Raw genomic sequence first — 15,945 nt, 5'->3', positions numbered from 1 at the left:
TGACTTCTTGATTTCATGGCGGGAAGCACCTTCCAGGAGCCGGTTAAAGGCCCACCGCATACAGGCACAGAAGAGACGCATCTCCGTAGTCAGCGGGTCTTCTTCGCCCCTGCTCCACTTCGAAGACCGGTGAGTCGGGTAAATCTCCGGAAAAAACTCCCCGCACACAGTTATGCTAAATTTGTTCTTCTCGTGTTTCTCTGGCATTCCTGATCAGCTCCCCGAAACCCTGCCGGACTTTGCTGATACCCGGGCATAAAGAGCAACCGCTTCTGACTCAGTTTTTAAATACAATCAATTATAGTCTAGTTTTCTGAAGCTGCTGCATACCTCCACTCCCTTAAATTCAACGTAAAAATCATACTTCCTGCAGATCAAAGGGTTAAAAAATAATATATATTCTTCGTATTAGTCGATTGTATGGTATCCTATAACTAGAATATAAACGGTGGAGGGAAAAAATGAAAGTGATAGATTTAAAACTATTTGGTCCTTATAAATTGTTAGGTAACAATAATTCCTTCTTTCAATATTTTGGGCGGCTTTAAAAATTAAGGCTCTTTGCTAACAAGCATGCAAAGAGCCTTCCTCAATACGATTATGCTACTGGATGGGTCGCTTTTCAGGAGTACCTGCCTTACGTGGATAGGTGCCAGGGGTAGAGCTGATTTTCTGCATTACTCCCAGTGCCCTTTTCCCCATAGCAAAGGGTAATTCATAATCATATTGAGTTAACCAGTCTGCACCCAAAACCACCAGGGCCTTATGAGCACTCTCTTTCTCTTCCAGCAAGTTAGGTCCCTTCCAGGCCGCAATCCTGCCACCTACCTTAACAAAAGGAGCCGTATATTCCAACAACACTGGTAAAGCAGCTACTGCTCTCGATACCGCCAAATCATATTTTTCCCGCTGGCCCTTTTGCCTGGCCACTTCCTCCGCCCGGCCATGGATTACCTCAATCCCCTTTAACCCCAGCTCATCAATCACTGTCTGCAGAAAAATAGTCCTTTTCTGCAAAGAATCCAGCAGGGTTACCTGTAATTCCGGATAGGCAATTTTAAGGGCCAGCCCCGGAAACCCTGCTCCAGTGCCAACATCGATTACTTTCAACCCCGGAGTTAAATCTAAAAACCGGGCAGGATAAATGCAATCATAAAAGTGTTTAACAGCTATCTCTTTCTCTTCAGTGATAGCAGTTAAATTGATTTTTTCATTCCACTCTACCAGCAATTGGGCATATCTGGCCAGTTGTTCCGTCACAGCGGGAGAAAACCAGTTTAATAATATTTCTTTCATCAATTATTCAACACCCTTTTTCTCTGTTCCAGATGAACCAGTAAGATTGAAATATCGGCCGGTGACACCCCGGAAATACGAGCAGCCTGACCTACAGAACGAGGTCTGATTTTGCTCAACTTCTGACGGGCTTCAGCGGAAAGGCCCCGAATTGCTTCGTAATCGATATCATCGGGCAATATTTTATTTTCCAGTTTATTAAACCTCTCCACCTGCTCCATTTGTTTTTCAATATAACCCTGGTACTTGATTTGAATTTCCACCTGTTCTGCTACTTCAACCGGAACCCCTTCTACTTCATAACCAAAAAGCCCTAAATTAGCAAAAATGATTTCCGGCCTTTTCAAAAGCTCAGCCAGACTTAAACCAGAACGCAAAGGAGCGCTGTTTAAAGCAGCCAGTTTTTCCTGAATCTCTTCTTTAGGAGTAATTATCATATTCTCTAATTCTGATTTAACTTTTTCCACCTGTTCCCGCTTTTCACAAAAACGCTGCCAGCGGTAATCGTCCACCAGACCGATTTTTCGGCCTGTTTCTGTTAATCTCAGGTCAGCATTATCCTGGCGCAATAATAACCGGTATTCAGCCCGGGAAGTTAACATGCGATAAGGTTCATTGGTCCCTTTTGTTACCAGGTCATCGATCAAGACACCGATATAGGCCTCAGAACGTTTTAAAATCAAAGGTTCCTGCCCCTTGACGGAGAGAGCCGCATTGATCCCGGCCATGAGTCCCTGGGCCGCTGCCTCTTCATAACCGGAGGTACCATTAATCTGCCCGCCACAGAAGAGCCCCCGGATATGTTTAACCTCCAGAGCCGGGCTAAGCTGAGTTGGTACGACATAATCATATTCAATGGCATATCCGGGACGCATAATTTCAGCCCGTTCCAGACCTGGGATAGTATGCAGCATTTCGATCTGCACATCTTCCGGCAAACTGGTGGAAAAGCCCTGGACATACATTTCTTCTGTATTTCTGCCTTCTGGTTCGATAAAAATCTGATGGGCAGGTTTGTCAGCAAAACGCACCACTTTATCTTCAATTGAGGGACAATATCTGGGACCCACTCCTTCAATAATGCCACTATATAAGGGAGAGCGATGCAAATTGTTGCGAATCACTTCATGGGTTTTTTCTGAAGTATAGGTCAACCAGCAACTCAATTGTTCCCTTTCCGTTACCGGCGAAATAAAGGAAAAATTCCAGAGCCGCTCATCCCCTGGCTGTTCTATCATTTTGCTGAAATCCACCGTCCGCCGGTGTATGCGCGGAGGTGTACCGGTTTTGAAACGGCCCAGTTCTATCCCCAAATTGCGCAGGGAATCGGTTAAACTGTAAGCAGCCAGCTGACTATTGGGCCCCCCTTCATAAACCGTATCGCCGATGATAATTCTCCCCCGCAAATAAGTACCGGTAGTCAAAACCACCGCCCGGGCAGCAAAAAAGGCCCCGGTCACAGTTTTGATCCCCTTAACTCTTTCGCCTTCCACCAGTATTTCTTCTACCAGAGCCTGCTTGATATCCAGCCCCGGCTGGTTTTCCAGTACCTGTAACATAGATTTCTGATATTGTTTCTTATCTACTTGAGCCCGTAAAGCATAAACGGCTGGTCCTTTACCGGTATTGAGCATACGCATCTGAATAGCTGTCAAGTCAGTTACCAGCCCCATTTGGCCTCCAAGAGCATCGATTTCCTTGACCAGATGGCTTTTGGCCGGTCCTCCGACGGCAGGGTTACAAGGCATTAAAGCCACATTATCCAGATTCAAGGTAATGATCAAAGTTTTACAACCCATGCGGGCGGCAGCCAGGGCTGCCTCACAGCCGGCATGACCGGCTCCAACCACAATTACATCATATTCCCCTGCTCGATACATACTTTCACCATCCCTATTTGCCGATACAAAACTGGGAGAAAATCAAATCCAGCAAATCTTCCCCTACAGTTTCTCCGCTAATTTCCCCCAGGGTTTCCCAGGCACCTCTGATATCGATGGACAAATAGTCTGCCGGCATCCCGGCTTGATAAGCTGCTAGAGCCGATTCCAGCTGGCCGGCTGCTTTTTCCAGGGCGGAAATATGGCGCTGATTACTGAGGAAAAGTTCCTGGCTGGGTACCACTTTTCCCTGCCAGATTAAATCCAGCAGAGCCTGTTCCACTTTACGGGTATCCTCTTCCTGCAAAAGACTGGTATAAACCCGGGGCCAGTGCTGCAATTCCTCGGGCAAGTCCTCCCCTTTATATTCCGGTTTCAAGTCTTGCTTATTAATAATCAATAAAACCTGATGCCGGGAAGATAATAGACGGGCAATTTCCGCATCTTCAATGTTAAAACCGGTAGCGCTGTTGATTACAAATAAAACAACATCTGCTTTTTCCAGCCACTCCTTGCTTTTTTCCACTCCCAGTTGCTCTACCAGGTCTTTAGTCTCTCTGATCCCGGCAGTATCCACCAGCCGCACCGGCACTCCGCCCAGGTTCAACACTTCCTCAATCACATCTCTGGTGGTACCAGGGATATCGGTTACAATGGCCCTGCGGTCTCTTAACAGGGCATTTAATAAACTGGATTTACCTACATTTGGTTTTCCGGCTATTACCACCCGGATTCCTTCCCGTAAAATTTTGCCCTGGCGGCTTCTGGCCAGCAAATCATTTAATCTCTCTCTAATCTGTGTTAATCTATTTGCTAGCTGGACCCCGGTTAAATGTTCAATATCCTCATCAGGGAAATCAATTTCCGCTTCCAGATAGGCCAGTACTTGCAATAATTGCTGCCGGATTTCCATAATGTGTTGCTTTAACTTCCCCTGCAGCTGATTGGCCGCCACTTTGGCAGCAGCATCGGTCTGCGCTCTGATTAAATCAATTACTGCTTCCGCCTGGGATAAATCAATTCTGCCATTAATAAAGGCCCTTTTGGTGAATTCCCCTGGTTCAGCAAGACGAGCCCCTTCCTTCAAAACTAGGCCCAGGATTTTCTGCAAAACTACCATGCCACCATGGCTGTGGATTTCCACTACATCTTCGCCAGTAAAGCTATGAGGACGCTGCATGAAAGCAACCAAAACTTCATCTACCATCGCCCCATCGGTTTTATCCACAATATAACCGTACAGCATTTGATAAGGAACCATGTGGATAACTTTTTTCCCCTTCGGTGAAACAAATAAGTTATCCACAATTTTTTTTGCTTCTCCTCCACTAACTCGAATAATACCAATGCCACCTTCTCCTGGGGCAGTAGCTATTGCCGCAATGGTATCTTCCAAATTGACCAAAATTATCCCTCCAGGTTAGTTAAAAACCCAGTAATTTGAATTACTGGGTTTAAAATACTATTTTTTAGGAAATATTACAATTTTACGGTAAGGCTCTTCCCCTTCACTGGTGGTATAGACATATTTATGATTTTGCAGTGTGGTATGTATTATACGCCGTTCCTGGGGACTCATCGGTTCTAAAGCGATTTCTTTACCATATCTCTTGACTTTTTCCGCCATTTTAAGGGCTAAACGCTGTAAAGTCTGTTCCCTGCGTTTGCGATAACCTTCTACATCCAGAACAAATTTCTGCCGATCATCAGCCTGTTTATTGGCCACCAGGTTAACCAGATATTGTAAAGCATCCAGAGTATCCCCTCTTCTGCCGATCAATACACCCAGGGCTTCTTTATCTTCACCAGTAATATTGAGAGTTACATATTCCCCCTGTACATCAGCCTCAATCTCCACGTTTAAGCCTAATTTCTGACAAACGCTCTTCAGGAAGCTGACCGCCCGGTTAACCGGTGTTTCAATATAAATTACTTTTACCTGTGCCGGTTTACTGAACAGCCCCATAAATCCTTTACTGGGTTCCTGCAATACTTCCACCTGTACCTGAGAGCGATCCACCTTTAATTCAGCCAGACAGGTGGCAATAGCTTCCTCAACGGTTTTTCCGCTTTTGACGCACTCTTTCCTCACCGACGGAGTCCTCCTTTAATACCACAGTCTGCCGATTGATAAAATACTGCTGAACAATTCCCACCAGGTTAAACACTACCCAATATAACGCCAGCCCTGAAGGTACCTGACTGGCGAACCAGCCAAACATCAAGGGCATGACATAGAGCATGGTCTTCTGCATGCTTTCCTGGGCCGGATCAGTGGATGTATTCATCGCCATACTCATTTTTTGCTGGACAAAAGTGGCCGCTGCTGCAATGATGGGCAGTATATAATAGGGGTCTTTGCTGCTGAGGTGCACCCAGAGAAAATTAGCATGAGCTGCATTGAGATATTTAAAATTCCGCAAGGCATTGTACAGGGCAATAAAAATTGGCATTTGAATCAAAATCGGTAAACAGCCAGCCAGAGGATTGGCACCGTGTTCCTTGTATAATTCCATTATGGCAATTTGAGCTTTCTGGGGGTCATTTTTGTATTTTTCCTGAATTTCTTTAACCTTAGGCTGTAACAGCTGGGTCATTTTAATGGATTTCATTTGTTTTAAAGTGAGAGGATAAAGTAATACTTTAATTAATATGGTAAAAATAATTATTGCCAGTCCATAACTGGGCCAACCGATTTGAACTGTCAATTGATAAAACCAGTTCAGCAATGAATTCATGAAATTAGTTAGAAATTGCAAATTTTTTCCCTCCTAACCCCCTGGCTATTCTACCGGGTCATAGCCTCCCGGATGCCATGGATGACATGAAAGAATGCGTTTGGCGGCCATCAGTCCCCCACGCCATAATCCGTACTTTGCAAGAGCTTCGATGCTATATTGTGAACAGGAAGGATAAAAACGGCAAGTAGGACCCTTGAGGGGAGATAGATATTTCTGATAAAATCGAATTAGCCAGATGATTATCTTCACTGCAAATTTCTTCATGACATCAACCCTGCTCTTTTCAGCAAATGACGGACCGCATTGCGTAATTTCCAGTAATCAGCCTCCAGCGCCCCCTGTCGGGCGATTATTACCAGATCATATCCTTCCGCAATATTTTTCGCATCCAATCGGCATATTTCCCGCAAACGTCTGCGCACTTTATTTCTCACATGAGCTTTCCCTAGTTTTTTACTGACTACGAAAGCAAACCGGGTACGGCCTGATTGATTTGGTCCTGCCACATAAAGCACCAGCTGCCGGTTAGCAAATGACTTGCCTTTACTATATACTTCCCGGATTTCCCGGTTTTTTTTAATTTTCACCAGCTGTTTAGACATCTTTCAGCGGCCTCCCGGTGCTATTATTTGCCATCTGCCGACAAAAAATTCTGCCTAAATAGATTGAAAAGGCCACCTAAGCGGCCTTAAACTACGGAGTTAATCTTTTTCTGCCCTTCATGCGACGCCGTTTCAAGACATTCCGCCCGGCTTTGGTGGACATTCTTTTCAAAAACCCGTGCACTTTTTTCACATAGCGCTTTTTGGGTTGATAAGTCCGTTTCACAGCACACACCTCCTTGCCGAAATGCTGAAAAAGACACAATCCCACAAGAATTATAATCAAATCATCCGGTGAAGTCAAGGATTTAATAACTCTGTTAGTAACTTGTGGATAATTAGTGGACAAGCTTTTGCACAGGCTGTTAATATTGTGGAAAATTGATTGTCAGGCTGCGCAAAATCTGCTATTATTGTTTATGCACATTCTGTGGATAACTTTGTGGATATGTGTATAATTTTGTTGATATTTATTGTGGATAAATTCCCGGGGAGGTATTTAAATGGCTCACGATTTTCCACAACTGTGGAACGAAGTACTAGCAATTATCGCTAAAGAAGTATCCAAACCTTCCTTTGAAACCTGGTTAAAATCTACTACTCCCATCGATCTCCGCAATAATATAGCTTTAATTGGTGTTCCCAATGTCTTTGCCCGCGACTGGCTGGAAAGCCGCTATTCCGATTTAATTAATGAAACCATCAGTTTTTTGCTGGGCTATCCCGTTCAGGTCCGTTTTGTGGTCGTAAATGAGCGGACCGAAAATATCGAAGAACCCGAAAGCCCTGTCAAAAAACTGCCCGATGAGCTACAAATTCCCCAGTTAAACCCCAAATATACTTTTGATACTTTTGTGGTCGGCAACAGTAACCGCTTTGCCCATGCCGCTGCTTTGGCGGTAGCTGAAGCTCCGGCCAAAGCTTATAACCCTTTATTTATTTACGGGGGAGTAGGACTGGGCAAAACCCACCTAATGCATGCCATCGGCCATTATATTCTGGAACATAATCCGGGCACCATGGTCATGTATGTATCTTCCGAGAAATTTACCAATGAACTGATCAATGCCATTAAAGATGATAATACGGAAGAATTCCGTAACCGCTACCGCAGTATCGATATTCTTTTAATTGACGATATTCAGTTCCTGGCCGGGAAAGAGCGAACCCAGGAGGAATTCTTCCATACTTTCAATGCCCTGCATGGTGCCAATAAACAGATTATTATCTCCAGTGACCGGCCCCCCAAGGAAATTCCCACTCTGGAAGATAGATTGCGCTCCCGGTTTGAATGGGGCCTGATTACCGATATCCAGCCCCCGGATCTGGAAACCAGAATCGCTATTTTACGCAAGAAAGCCCAAATGGAAAACCTGAATGTCTCCGATGAAGTGATGCAATTTATCGCCACCAAAATCCAGTCCAACATCCGCGAGCTGGAAGGAGCTTTAAACCGGGTAATCGCCTATGCTACCATGAAAAGCGGTGAAATTACCATTGAGCTGGCTTCTGAGGCCCTGAAAGATTTGCTGCCAGAGAGCAGGCCGCGCCAGATTTCAATAGAACTTATTCAACAAATAGTTGCTGATTACTTTAATTTAAAAGTAGAAGAATTTAAAGCCAAAAAAAGAACCAGAACCGTTGCTTATCCCCGGCAAATCGCTATGTATTTAAGCCGGGAACTTACCGATGCTTCCTTACCCAAAATCGGGGAAGAGTTTGGCGGTCGAGACCATACTACTGTTTTGCATGCCTGTGAAAAAATCGCCAATGATATCAACACAGATGCAGAAGTTAAAGGGATTGTGCAGGAATTAATCAGTCGTTTGCAGAATTAGTTTACAGGTTATCCACAGCCCATACAGCATAACTTTTTTCGGTAAAATCAAGGACTAACGGACTTATCCACATATTCACGCCACCTACTACTATTACTCCTTATTTTATTAGATAACAATGATATGGGGAGGACAACAACAGTATGCATATTTATACAAGCCGTGAAGCATTACTGCAGGGGGTATCTGCAGTCCAGCGGGCAGTGGCCTCAAAGACCACCATGCCAATTTTATCTGGTATTAAACTGGAAACAGTGGATGATAAATTGATTTTTTCTGCTACTGATCTGGAAATCGCCATTCAAGCTACTATCAATATCACAACTATTACCTCCGGGGCAGTAGTGGTACCGGCCAAATACTTTACCGAAATGGTCAGGAAACTGCCTGATACCAAAATTGAAATCAAGGTAGATGAACTGAGCCATCAGCTGACAGTGATGTATGGCAATTCCCAGCTCAAGCTCAATGGCTATGATCCGCAAGCCTATCCTTTGATACCACAGATTGAAGCCGATAAAGTCTTTTCCATTCGCTCAGAATTACTGAGACAGATGTTAAAACAGGTTATATTCGCTGTTGGAGTAGAAAATAACCGCCCGGTTTTTCAGGGCATCCTTTTTGATTGTTACCAGGACAATTTGACCCTGGTAGCTACTGATACCCATCGTTTAGCGATGCGGAAAGGTAAATGGTCCCAGGGCAATGTGGAAGAGTTTTCTGCAATTGTTCCCGGTAAAACCATGAATGAATTATTGCGTCTGTTACCTGAAGAGGAAGAGGTAAAACTGTCCTTCAGCCAGAATCAGCTGGCCATTCAATTGCCCAACATTATTATGTTTTCTCGCTTGATAGAAGGACAATTCCCGGCTTATAAACAGGTAATTCCCAGCCAATGGAAATCAAGACTTCGTGTTAAAACCAGAGAATTGCTGGAAACAGCCGAACGGGCAACCCTGCTGGCCCAGGATGGAACCAGTACTATTAAATTGATTGTTAAACAGTACCAGCTGGAAGTTAATTCTGCCAGCAGTTCGGTGGGAACTTTGAAAGAGGAAATTCCCATATACCTAGAAGGAGAAGAAACCCAGATCACTTTTAATACCAAATATCTCATCGATGTTTTGCGCAATTTGGATAGTGAAGAATTAACCATGGATTTAACAGGCTCCATCAGCCCGGGCATTATTCGCCCGCTGGAAAATGAGAATTATTTGTATCTGCTTTTGCCATTGCGGCAGTAGATTTGAGGTGAGCTGGTGCAAATCAGGAAAGTTCAATTGACCAATTTCAGAAACTATCAGCAGCTGGAATGGGAACCTCATCCGCAATTGAATTTTCTCTTCGGACTAAACGGCCAGGGTAAAACCAATTTACTGGAAGCTGTTTACGTAGGGGCATTTAGCCGTTCCTATCGCGGCAATGATCAAGAACTTTTGCAGTGGCAAAAACCCTGGTTCCGGATTGCGGTAGAGGGAGAGAAAAAGAGCGGGCCCTTCCTGGTTGAACTGGCTTATGGACAAAAAAGAAAGCTCTATAAAGTCAATGGCCTGGTGAAGAAAAAAGCCAGTGATTTTATTGGCAATTACAATGTGGTGCTGTTCGCTCCTGAACATCTGGCCCTGGTTAAAGGACAACCAGCGGAACGCCGCCGTTTTCTGGATGCAGAGCTGGCCCAGACCAATCGCCTTTATCTATTAACCTTACAAAAATATGTCAATTTATTAAAACAAAAAAATTATTTACTTAAAGAAGCCAAAAAAGGGCACTACTTTGACCAGGATCTGCTGGAGGTAATCAATCAACAGCTGGCGGAGATGGGGTCGGTAATCATCTATTTACGTCTGGAGGCTATTAAAAAATTAAACCCGTTAGCCCGGTTGGTCCAGCGCCGGTTAAGTCAGGGCCGAGAAGAATTGGAAATAAAATATATTACAACTATAGAATTATCAGGAATGAGCCAGAAGGAAATAAAACAGGCCCTCTGGCAGGGGCTAATAAGCAAAAGGGAAGATGAAAAACGCCGGGGACAGTCTCTGATCGGACCCCATCGGGATGACCTGGAAATCAAAATCAATGGCTTTTCGGTGCGGCATTTTGGCTCCCAGGGCCAGCAACGCACCTCTGCTTTAGCTCTCAAGCTGGCTGAGCTGGAGTATATCAAGGGAGAGATAGGGGAATACCCTTTATTGTTACTGGATGATGTCTTTTCGGAACTGGATCGGGAACGGCGAGCAATTCTGGTTGAAACTATTTCCGGACGGATTCAGACCATTATTACTACTACTTCCATTAAGGATTTGCCACCAGCTCTGTTAAAACAAGGGGGTTCCTGGAGGATCGAAGGGGGTAATATGCATGTTTCTGCACCTGGGCAATGATGTAGTCATTCCGTTGAAAGAGGTCATTGCTATTATTGACTTACACAAGGATGAGAAAAAGCTTTCGGAAATCAATCAGGAATTTTTGCAGGTTGCTGAAGAAGAAGGATTTATTGAACTGGTAGGGGAGGAAAATAAAATTAAAAGCTTTATCATAACCAACAAAAAAATTTACCTGTCGCCGATTTCCTCAGCTACCTTGAGAAAACGGTCTGGCTACAGTCCTGGATGACCCGGGACTGTTTTTGTGTTATAATAATTTTTTGGAGGTATTAATAAATGTTGGAGGTATTACCAGATGCAAAATGCTAGCAACACCTATTCTGCTAGTCAAATTCAGGTGCTAGAAGGTCTGGAGCCGGTGAGAAAGAGACCGGGAATGTATATTGGCTCTACTGGACCGAAGGGATTGCACCACCTGGTTTACGAAGTAGTAGATAACAGTATTGATGAAGCACTGGCCGGTTTTTGTGATAATGTGGAGGTTGTGATTCACAAAGACAATAGTGTAACTGTCACCGATAACGGCAGGGGTATTCCGGTAGATATACATCCGCAAACCGGTAGACCGGCAGTGGAAGTAGTACTGACGGTTCTGCATGCCGGTGGCAAATTCGGTGGCGGTGGTTATAAAGTTTCCGGTGGCTTGCATGGTGTGGGTGTTTCTGTAGTAAACGCCCTTTCCGAATGGCTGATAGCCAGGGTTAAACGGGATGGGAAAATCCATGAACAAAGGTATGAACGGGGTATACCTGTAACTGACTTGCTGGTTGTAGGGGAATGTCAGGATACCGGTACCCAGATTAGCTTCAAGCCTGACCACCTGATTTTTGAGGAACTGGAATTTAACTACGAAACTCTGGCCCAGCGTTTGCGGGAGCTTTCCTTTCTCAATCAAGGGGTTAAAATTACCCTGAAGGATGAGCGCACCGGGGCAGAGGAAGTCTACCAGCATGAAGGCGGGATCAGAGACTTTGTAGTTTACCTGAACAAAAACAAGGACCCTCTGCATGACCAGGTTATCTATTTTGCTGCCAACAAGGATCGGGTACAGGTAGAGGTTGCTTTGCAGTATAACAGTGGTTACACCGAAGGGATTTTTTCTTTTGCCAATAATATTAATACCCCGGAAGGGGGTACCCATGAAGCCGGTTTTAAAACCGCTTTAACCAGGATTATTAATGACTATGCCCGTAAACACAACCTTCTGAAGGAAAACGAAGGCAATTTAACCGGGGAAGATGTCCGGGAAGGGCTAACAGCCGTAATCAGTGTTAAAGTAGAGGAACCCCAGTTTGAGGGTCAGACCAAAACCAAACTGGGCAATACGGAAGTAAGAGGGATTGTAGATGCGGTAGTAACCGAAGGGATGGGTACCTTCCTGGAAGAAAACCCGGCTATCGCCAGAAAGATTATTGAGAAGGCAGTAAATGCAGCCCGGGCCCGGGAAGCGGCCAGAAAGGCCCGCGAATTGACCAGGCGCAAAAATGCTCTGGAAACCACTTCCCTGCCTGGCAAACTGGCCGACTGTTCTTCCAAGGACCCGGCCGAATGTGAATTATACCTGGTAGAAGGGGATTCAGCGGGCGGTTCAGCCAAACAGGGTCGGGACCGGCGCTTCCAGGCTATATTACCTCTGCGGGGAAAAATTATAAACGTGGAAAAAGCCCGTCTGGATAAAATCTTCGCCAATGAGGAAATCCGGGCCATTATCACTGCCCTGGGTTGCGGTATCAGTGATGAATTTGATCTCAGCAAAGCCCGTTATCACCGAATTATTATCATGACTGACGCTGATGTGGACGGTTCCCATATTCGCACTTTGTTATTGACTTTCTTCTACCGTTACATGCGTCCTCTGATTGATGCCGGTTATGTTTATATAGCCCAGCCACCCTTATATTTAGTTAAAAAAGGAAAAGAGCATTATTACACCTATTCCGATCAGGAGCTGGAGCGGCTACTCGGTCAAATTGGCCGGGATGGCATTACCATTCAGCGCTATAAGGGTCTGGGTGAAATGAATCCCGAACAGCTGTGGGAAACCACTATGGATCCGGAAAACCGCACCATTCTGCAGGTTACCATGGAAGATGCGGCTGCCGCTGATGAAATTTTCACCATCCTGATGGGGGACAAAGTGGAGCCCAGACGGGAATTTATTCAAAAACATGCTAAAGAAGTGCGCAACCTGGATATCTAAAGTAAATAGAGAAGGGATGGAAGTGGAATGAGTGAAGTGGCAGGAAAAATTCTGCCCATCAACATAGAAGACGAGATGCGCAAATCTTATATTGATTATGCCATGAGCGTTATCGTCGGTCGGGCTCTTCCGGATGTCCGGGATGGTCTGAAACCAGTACATCGGCGTATTCTTTACGCTATGTATGAGCTGAACATGACCCCGGACAAACCCTACAAAAAGTCAGCCCGTTTGGTCGGGGACGTACTGGGGCGTTATCACCCTCATGGTGATAGTGCAGTCTATGATGCTATGGTACGGATGGCCCAGGATTTCAACTCCCGCTACCCTCTGGTAGACGGCCATGGCAACTTCGGTTCTATTGATGGCGATTCCGCTGCAGCCATGCGTTACACAGAAGCCAGGCTGTCCAAAATCGCCCTGGAAATGCTGGCTGATATTGAAAAGGAAACGGTGGATTTTGTCCCTAACTATGATGATACGCTAAAAGAGCCGACAGTATTACCATCCAAAATCCCCAACCTGCTGGTCAATGGTTCGGAAGGTATCGCAGTCGGCATGGCTACCAAAATCCCACCCCATAACCTGCGGGAGGTTATCGATGGGGTAATTATGTTAATCGATAACCCCAATGCCGATTACAGGGAATTGATGAAAGTCATCAAAGGCCCTGACTTCCCAACCGGAGCCAAAATTCTCGGAACCAGGGGAATTGAGGAAGCCTACCGTACCGGTAGAGGAGTTATCACTATCCGCGCCCAGGCCAGAATCGAAAAAATGAATAACGGCAAAATGCGGATTGTGGTCTATGAAATTCCTTTCCAGGTCAATAAAGCCAAGTTAATTGAAAAAATCGCTGACCTGGTAAAAGAGAAGAAAATCGATGGCATTACTGACCTCAGGGACGAATCCGACCGTACCGGGATGCGCATAATTATCGAGCTGCGCCGGGATGTCAACCCCAATGTAATCCTTAACCAGCTTTACAAACATACATCCCTGCAGGAGACTTTCGGGATCATCATGCTGGCTCTGGTCAACGGTGAGCCGAAAGTGCTGAATCTACCTCAGGTCCTGCACTACTACCTGGAACACCAAAAAGATGTAATCGTACGTCGGACCAGATATGACCTGGCCAAAGCAGAGGCTCGTGCCCATATTGTGGAAGGCCTGCGGATTGCTCTCAATAACCTGGATGCGGTAATTAAAACCATTCGTTCTTCCCAGACAACGGAAATTGCCCGCACTGCTTTGATGGAGAAGTTCGCTTTGTCGGAAAAACAGGCCCAGGCCATTCTGGATATGCGGCTGCAGCGCCTAACCGGTTTGGAACGAGAAAAGCTGGAAAATGAATACAAGGATTTACTGGAAAAAATAGCTTATTACAAAAGCGTTCTGGCAGATGAAAGAAAGGTCCTGGAGATCATCAAGGATGAGCTGACTGTAATTAAAGAGAAATACGGGGATGAAAGAAGGACAATTATCACCAATGAGGATAACAGGATAGATATTGAAGATCTAATCGAAGAAGAAGATGTAGTAATCACAATTACCCATCATGGTTATATCAAACGGCAGCCGGCTGATATCTACAAGAGTCAGAAACGGGGCGGTCGCGGTATTACCGCTATGGGTACCAAGGAAGAGGATTTTGTGGAGCATCTATTTATCGCCAATACCCATCATTATCTGCTCTTCCTGACCAATGCCGGGAAAATTTATAGACTCAAGGTACACGAAGTTCCGGAAGCAGGCAGAACTGCTAAAGGAACGGCTTTGATCAATTTAATCAATATCGGACCCGAGGAAATGATCAAGGCCGTTATCCCTTGCCGCAGTTTTGATGAAGACTGCTACTTACTGACAGCTACCAAAAAAGGAATTATAAAGAAAACTCATTTAAGTGAATATAAACATGGGCGCAAAGATGGGATAGTTGCCTTAACTATAGAAGAAAATGATGAACTGATTGGGGCTCTGCTAACCAATGGCAAATCGGAAATCGTGCTGGGTTCCCGGCTGGGAATGGCCATTCGCTTCTCGGAAGAGGAGGTAAGACCTATGGGCCGAACAGCCAAAGGGGTGAGAGGTATCACCCTGAGTAAAGATGATGCTGTGGTGGCCCTGGATGTGGTAGAAGATACCGGCGAGCTGTTGACTGTAACGGAAAACGGTTTTGCCAAGCGTACGCCGTTGACAGAATATCGTGTACAATCCCGGGGTGGAAAAGGTATTAAAACCGCTAATATAACCGATAAATCAGGACCGATAGTAGGGTTGATGGTAGTCAAACCGGGTGAAGAAATTATGGCCATCAGCACCGACGGGATAATGATCCGCACCAAAGTGGATGAGATCAAACGCGCCGGTCGGGCTACAACCGGAGTCAGGTTGATGAAAATTGGGGAACAGCAAAAACTGGCTTCGATTGCTAAAGTAAAAGAAGAGGAAGAATAAGTAAAAATTTTACAGTAAAGCATTAATTCTATAAGCAAATATAGAATTAATGCTTATTCTTTTTTTAAAAAAGGAGATGAAACTTAAGTTAGAGGAAATAGCTAAAGTTTTAGTGTCAACTCAGGGTAAAGAAGGGTCAAAAGGATAACAAAGAAGAAGATCAGAAATACATAAAACCAAATAATCTAAAATATTATTTCACGGTAAAAATAAAAACAAATAAAAAGGGGTTGACAGATGAATTTAAGATGTGTTAATATAAGCAAGCGCCCGGCAGACAGTACTGCCGCGAGCGAAAAAAATTAAAAATGGTAGTTGACAGAATAACTGCCGATGTGATATCATAACAAACGTCGCTGATACGAGGTTCGAAGTTCGAGGTACGAAGTTCGAACAGGAAAGCAACAATACTGAGGTTGATTAGAGGCGAGCAGATAACGCAGTAATGCGAAGCCTATAATCAACCGAAAAGAACAGATCCTTGAAAACTGAACAGGATGTTCTACACCGTAAAACGGACTCGTCAGTTTCACGAGTAACTAAATTT

General features: G+C 44.8%; 14 protein-coding genes and 1 pseudogene. 6 read left to right on the top strand and 9 right to left on the bottom strand.

Translation table 11 applies throughout. The features are described 5' to 3' along the window. The 9 genes and pseudogenes from ULO1_RS14990 to rpmH form a co-directional block, all read right to left on the bottom strand. Nucleotides 1-207 (bottom strand): annotated as a pseudogene (locus ULO1_RS14990) (hypothetical protein); the annotation flags it as partial. Between the two features lie 396 nt (nucleotides 208-603). Further along, nucleotides 604-1,296, bottom strand: coding sequence for a 16S rRNA (guanine(527)-N(7))-methyltransferase RsmG (rsmG, locus tag ULO1_RS14400; RefSeq protein WP_078666546.1), 693 nt, complete (start codon nucleotides 1,294-1,296; stop codon nucleotides 604-606). Further along, complete coding sequence (gene mnmG, locus ULO1_RS14395; RefSeq protein WP_079933800.1) at nucleotides 1,296-3,176, bottom strand: tRNA uridine-5-carboxymethylaminomethyl(34) synthesis enzyme MnmG; 1,881 nt, start codon at nucleotides 3,174-3,176, stop codon at nucleotides 1,296-1,298. Before mnmG ends, rsmG begins: the two co-directional genes overlap by 1 nt. A 13-nt stretch (nucleotides 3,177-3,189) precedes the next feature. Beyond that, complete coding sequence (gene mnmE, locus ULO1_RS14390) at nucleotides 3,190-4,581, bottom strand: tRNA uridine-5-carboxymethylaminomethyl(34) synthesis GTPase MnmE (RefSeq protein WP_242947975.1); 1,392 nt, start codon at nucleotides 4,579-4,581, stop codon at nucleotides 3,190-3,192. A 57-nt stretch (nucleotides 4,582-4,638) separates the two neighbouring features. After that, nucleotides 4,639-5,268: an RNA-binding cell elongation regulator Jag/EloR gene (jag, locus tag ULO1_RS14385; protein ID WP_079933799.1), complete on the bottom strand. Its 630-nt coding sequence runs from the start codon at nucleotides 5,266-5,268 to the stop codon at nucleotides 4,639-4,641. Continuing rightward, a complete protein-coding gene (locus tag ULO1_RS14380) occupies nucleotides 5,231-5,914 on the bottom strand; it encodes a YidC/Oxa1 family membrane protein insertase (RefSeq protein ID WP_078666547.1) in 684 nt (227 codons plus the stop codon). Before ULO1_RS14380 ends, jag begins: the two co-directional genes overlap by 38 nt. Before the next feature lie 45 nt (nucleotides 5,915-5,959). Then, nucleotides 5,960-6,181 (bottom strand): membrane protein insertion efficiency factor YidD, encoded by a 222-nt coding sequence (gene yidD / locus ULO1_RS14375; RefSeq protein ID WP_079933798.1) that lies wholly within the window; start codon nucleotides 6,179-6,181, stop codon nucleotides 5,960-5,962. Beyond that, complete coding sequence (gene rnpA / locus ULO1_RS14370; RefSeq protein WP_078666542.1) at nucleotides 6,178-6,519, bottom strand: ribonuclease P protein component; 342 nt, start codon at nucleotides 6,517-6,519, stop codon at nucleotides 6,178-6,180. The genes yidD and rnpA overlap by 4 nt, the downstream gene beginning before the upstream one ends. Nucleotides 6,520-6,610: 91 nt before the next feature. Continuing rightward, a complete protein-coding gene (gene rpmH / locus ULO1_RS14365; protein WP_078666541.1) occupies nucleotides 6,611-6,745 on the bottom strand; it encodes a 50S ribosomal protein L34 in 135 nt (44 codons plus the stop codon). 277 nt (nucleotides 6,746-7,022) lie between these two features. Between rpmH and dnaA the strand changes: the two genes are divergently transcribed. The 6 genes from dnaA (at nucleotide 7,023) to gyrA (ending at nucleotide 15,398) form a co-directional block, all read left to right on the top strand. Further along, nucleotides 7,023-8,357 (top strand): chromosomal replication initiator protein DnaA, encoded by a 1,335-nt coding sequence (gene dnaA, locus ULO1_RS14360; protein WP_079933797.1) that lies wholly within the window; start codon nucleotides 7,023-7,025, stop codon nucleotides 8,355-8,357. Between the two features lie 143 nt (nucleotides 8,358-8,500). Beyond that, nucleotides 8,501-9,601, top strand: coding sequence for a DNA polymerase III subunit beta (dnaN, locus tag ULO1_RS14355; protein WP_078666539.1), 1,101 nt, complete (start codon nucleotides 8,501-8,503; stop codon nucleotides 9,599-9,601). Nucleotides 9,602-9,616: 15 nt separating this feature from the next. Continuing rightward, nucleotides 9,617-10,738, top strand: a complete 1,122-nt coding sequence (gene recF / locus ULO1_RS14350; protein WP_159446915.1) for a DNA replication/repair protein RecF — start codon at nucleotides 9,617-9,619, stop codon at nucleotides 10,736-10,738. Then, on the top strand, nucleotides 10,716-10,970 hold the full coding sequence (remB, locus tag ULO1_RS14345) for an extracellular matrix regulator RemB (RefSeq protein WP_078666537.1): 255 nt from the start codon (nucleotides 10,716-10,718) through the stop codon (nucleotides 10,968-10,970). The genes recF and remB overlap by 23 nt, the downstream gene beginning before the upstream one ends. A gap of 66 nt (nucleotides 10,971-11,036) precedes the next feature. Next, on the top strand, nucleotides 11,037-12,941 hold the full coding sequence (gene gyrB, locus ULO1_RS14340) for a DNA topoisomerase (ATP-hydrolyzing) subunit B (protein WP_079907556.1): 1,905 nt from the start codon (nucleotides 11,037-11,039) through the stop codon (nucleotides 12,939-12,941). A 27-nt stretch (nucleotides 12,942-12,968) separates the two neighbouring features. Then, nucleotides 12,969-15,398, top strand: a complete 2,430-nt coding sequence (gene gyrA, locus ULO1_RS14335; RefSeq protein WP_079933795.1) for a DNA gyrase subunit A — start codon at nucleotides 12,969-12,971, stop codon at nucleotides 15,396-15,398. Nucleotides 15,399-15,945 lie beyond the last annotated feature (547 nt).

It is taken from the genome of Carboxydocella sp. ULO1, assembly GCF_002049255.1.
In the GTDB taxonomy this organism is placed as follows: Bacteria; Bacillota.
The sequence above is the reverse complement of the archived record's forward strand: the minus strand, read 5'-3'. Positions and strand labels throughout refer to the sequence as shown.

Coding starts and splice junctions, on each gene's coding strand:
- mnmG (WP_079933800.1), bottom strand. CDS start 3,176: ATGTATCGAGCAGGGGAATATGATGTAATTGTGGTTGGAGCCGGTCAT.
- ULO1_RS14380 (WP_078666547.1), bottom strand. CDS start 5,914: ATGAATTCATTGCTGAACTGGTTTTATCAATTGACAGTTCAAATCGGT.
- rnpA (WP_078666542.1), bottom strand. CDS start 6,519: ATGTCTAAACAGCTGGTGAAAATTAAAAAAAACCGGGAAATCCGGGAA.
- gyrB (WP_079907556.1), top strand. CDS start 11,037: ATGCAAAATGCTAGCAACACCTATTCTGCTAGTCAAATTCAGGTGCTA.
- yidD (WP_079933798.1), bottom strand. CDS start 6,181: ATGAAGAAATTTGCAGTGAAGATAATCATCTGGCTAATTCGATTTTAT.
- gyrA (WP_079933795.1), top strand. CDS start 12,969: ATGAGTGAAGTGGCAGGAAAAATTCTGCCCATCAACATAGAAGACGAG.
- remB (WP_078666537.1), top strand. CDS start 10,716: ATGTTTCTGCACCTGGGCAATGATGTAGTCATTCCGTTGAAAGAGGTC.
- dnaN (WP_078666539.1), top strand. CDS start 8,501: ATGCATATTTATACAAGCCGTGAAGCATTACTGCAGGGGGTATCTGCA.
- dnaA (WP_079933797.1), top strand. CDS start 7,023: ATGGCTCACGATTTTCCACAACTGTGGAACGAAGTACTAGCAATTATC.
- rsmG (WP_078666546.1), bottom strand. CDS start 1,296: ATGAAAGAAATATTATTAAACTGGTTTTCTCCCGCTGTGACGGAACAA.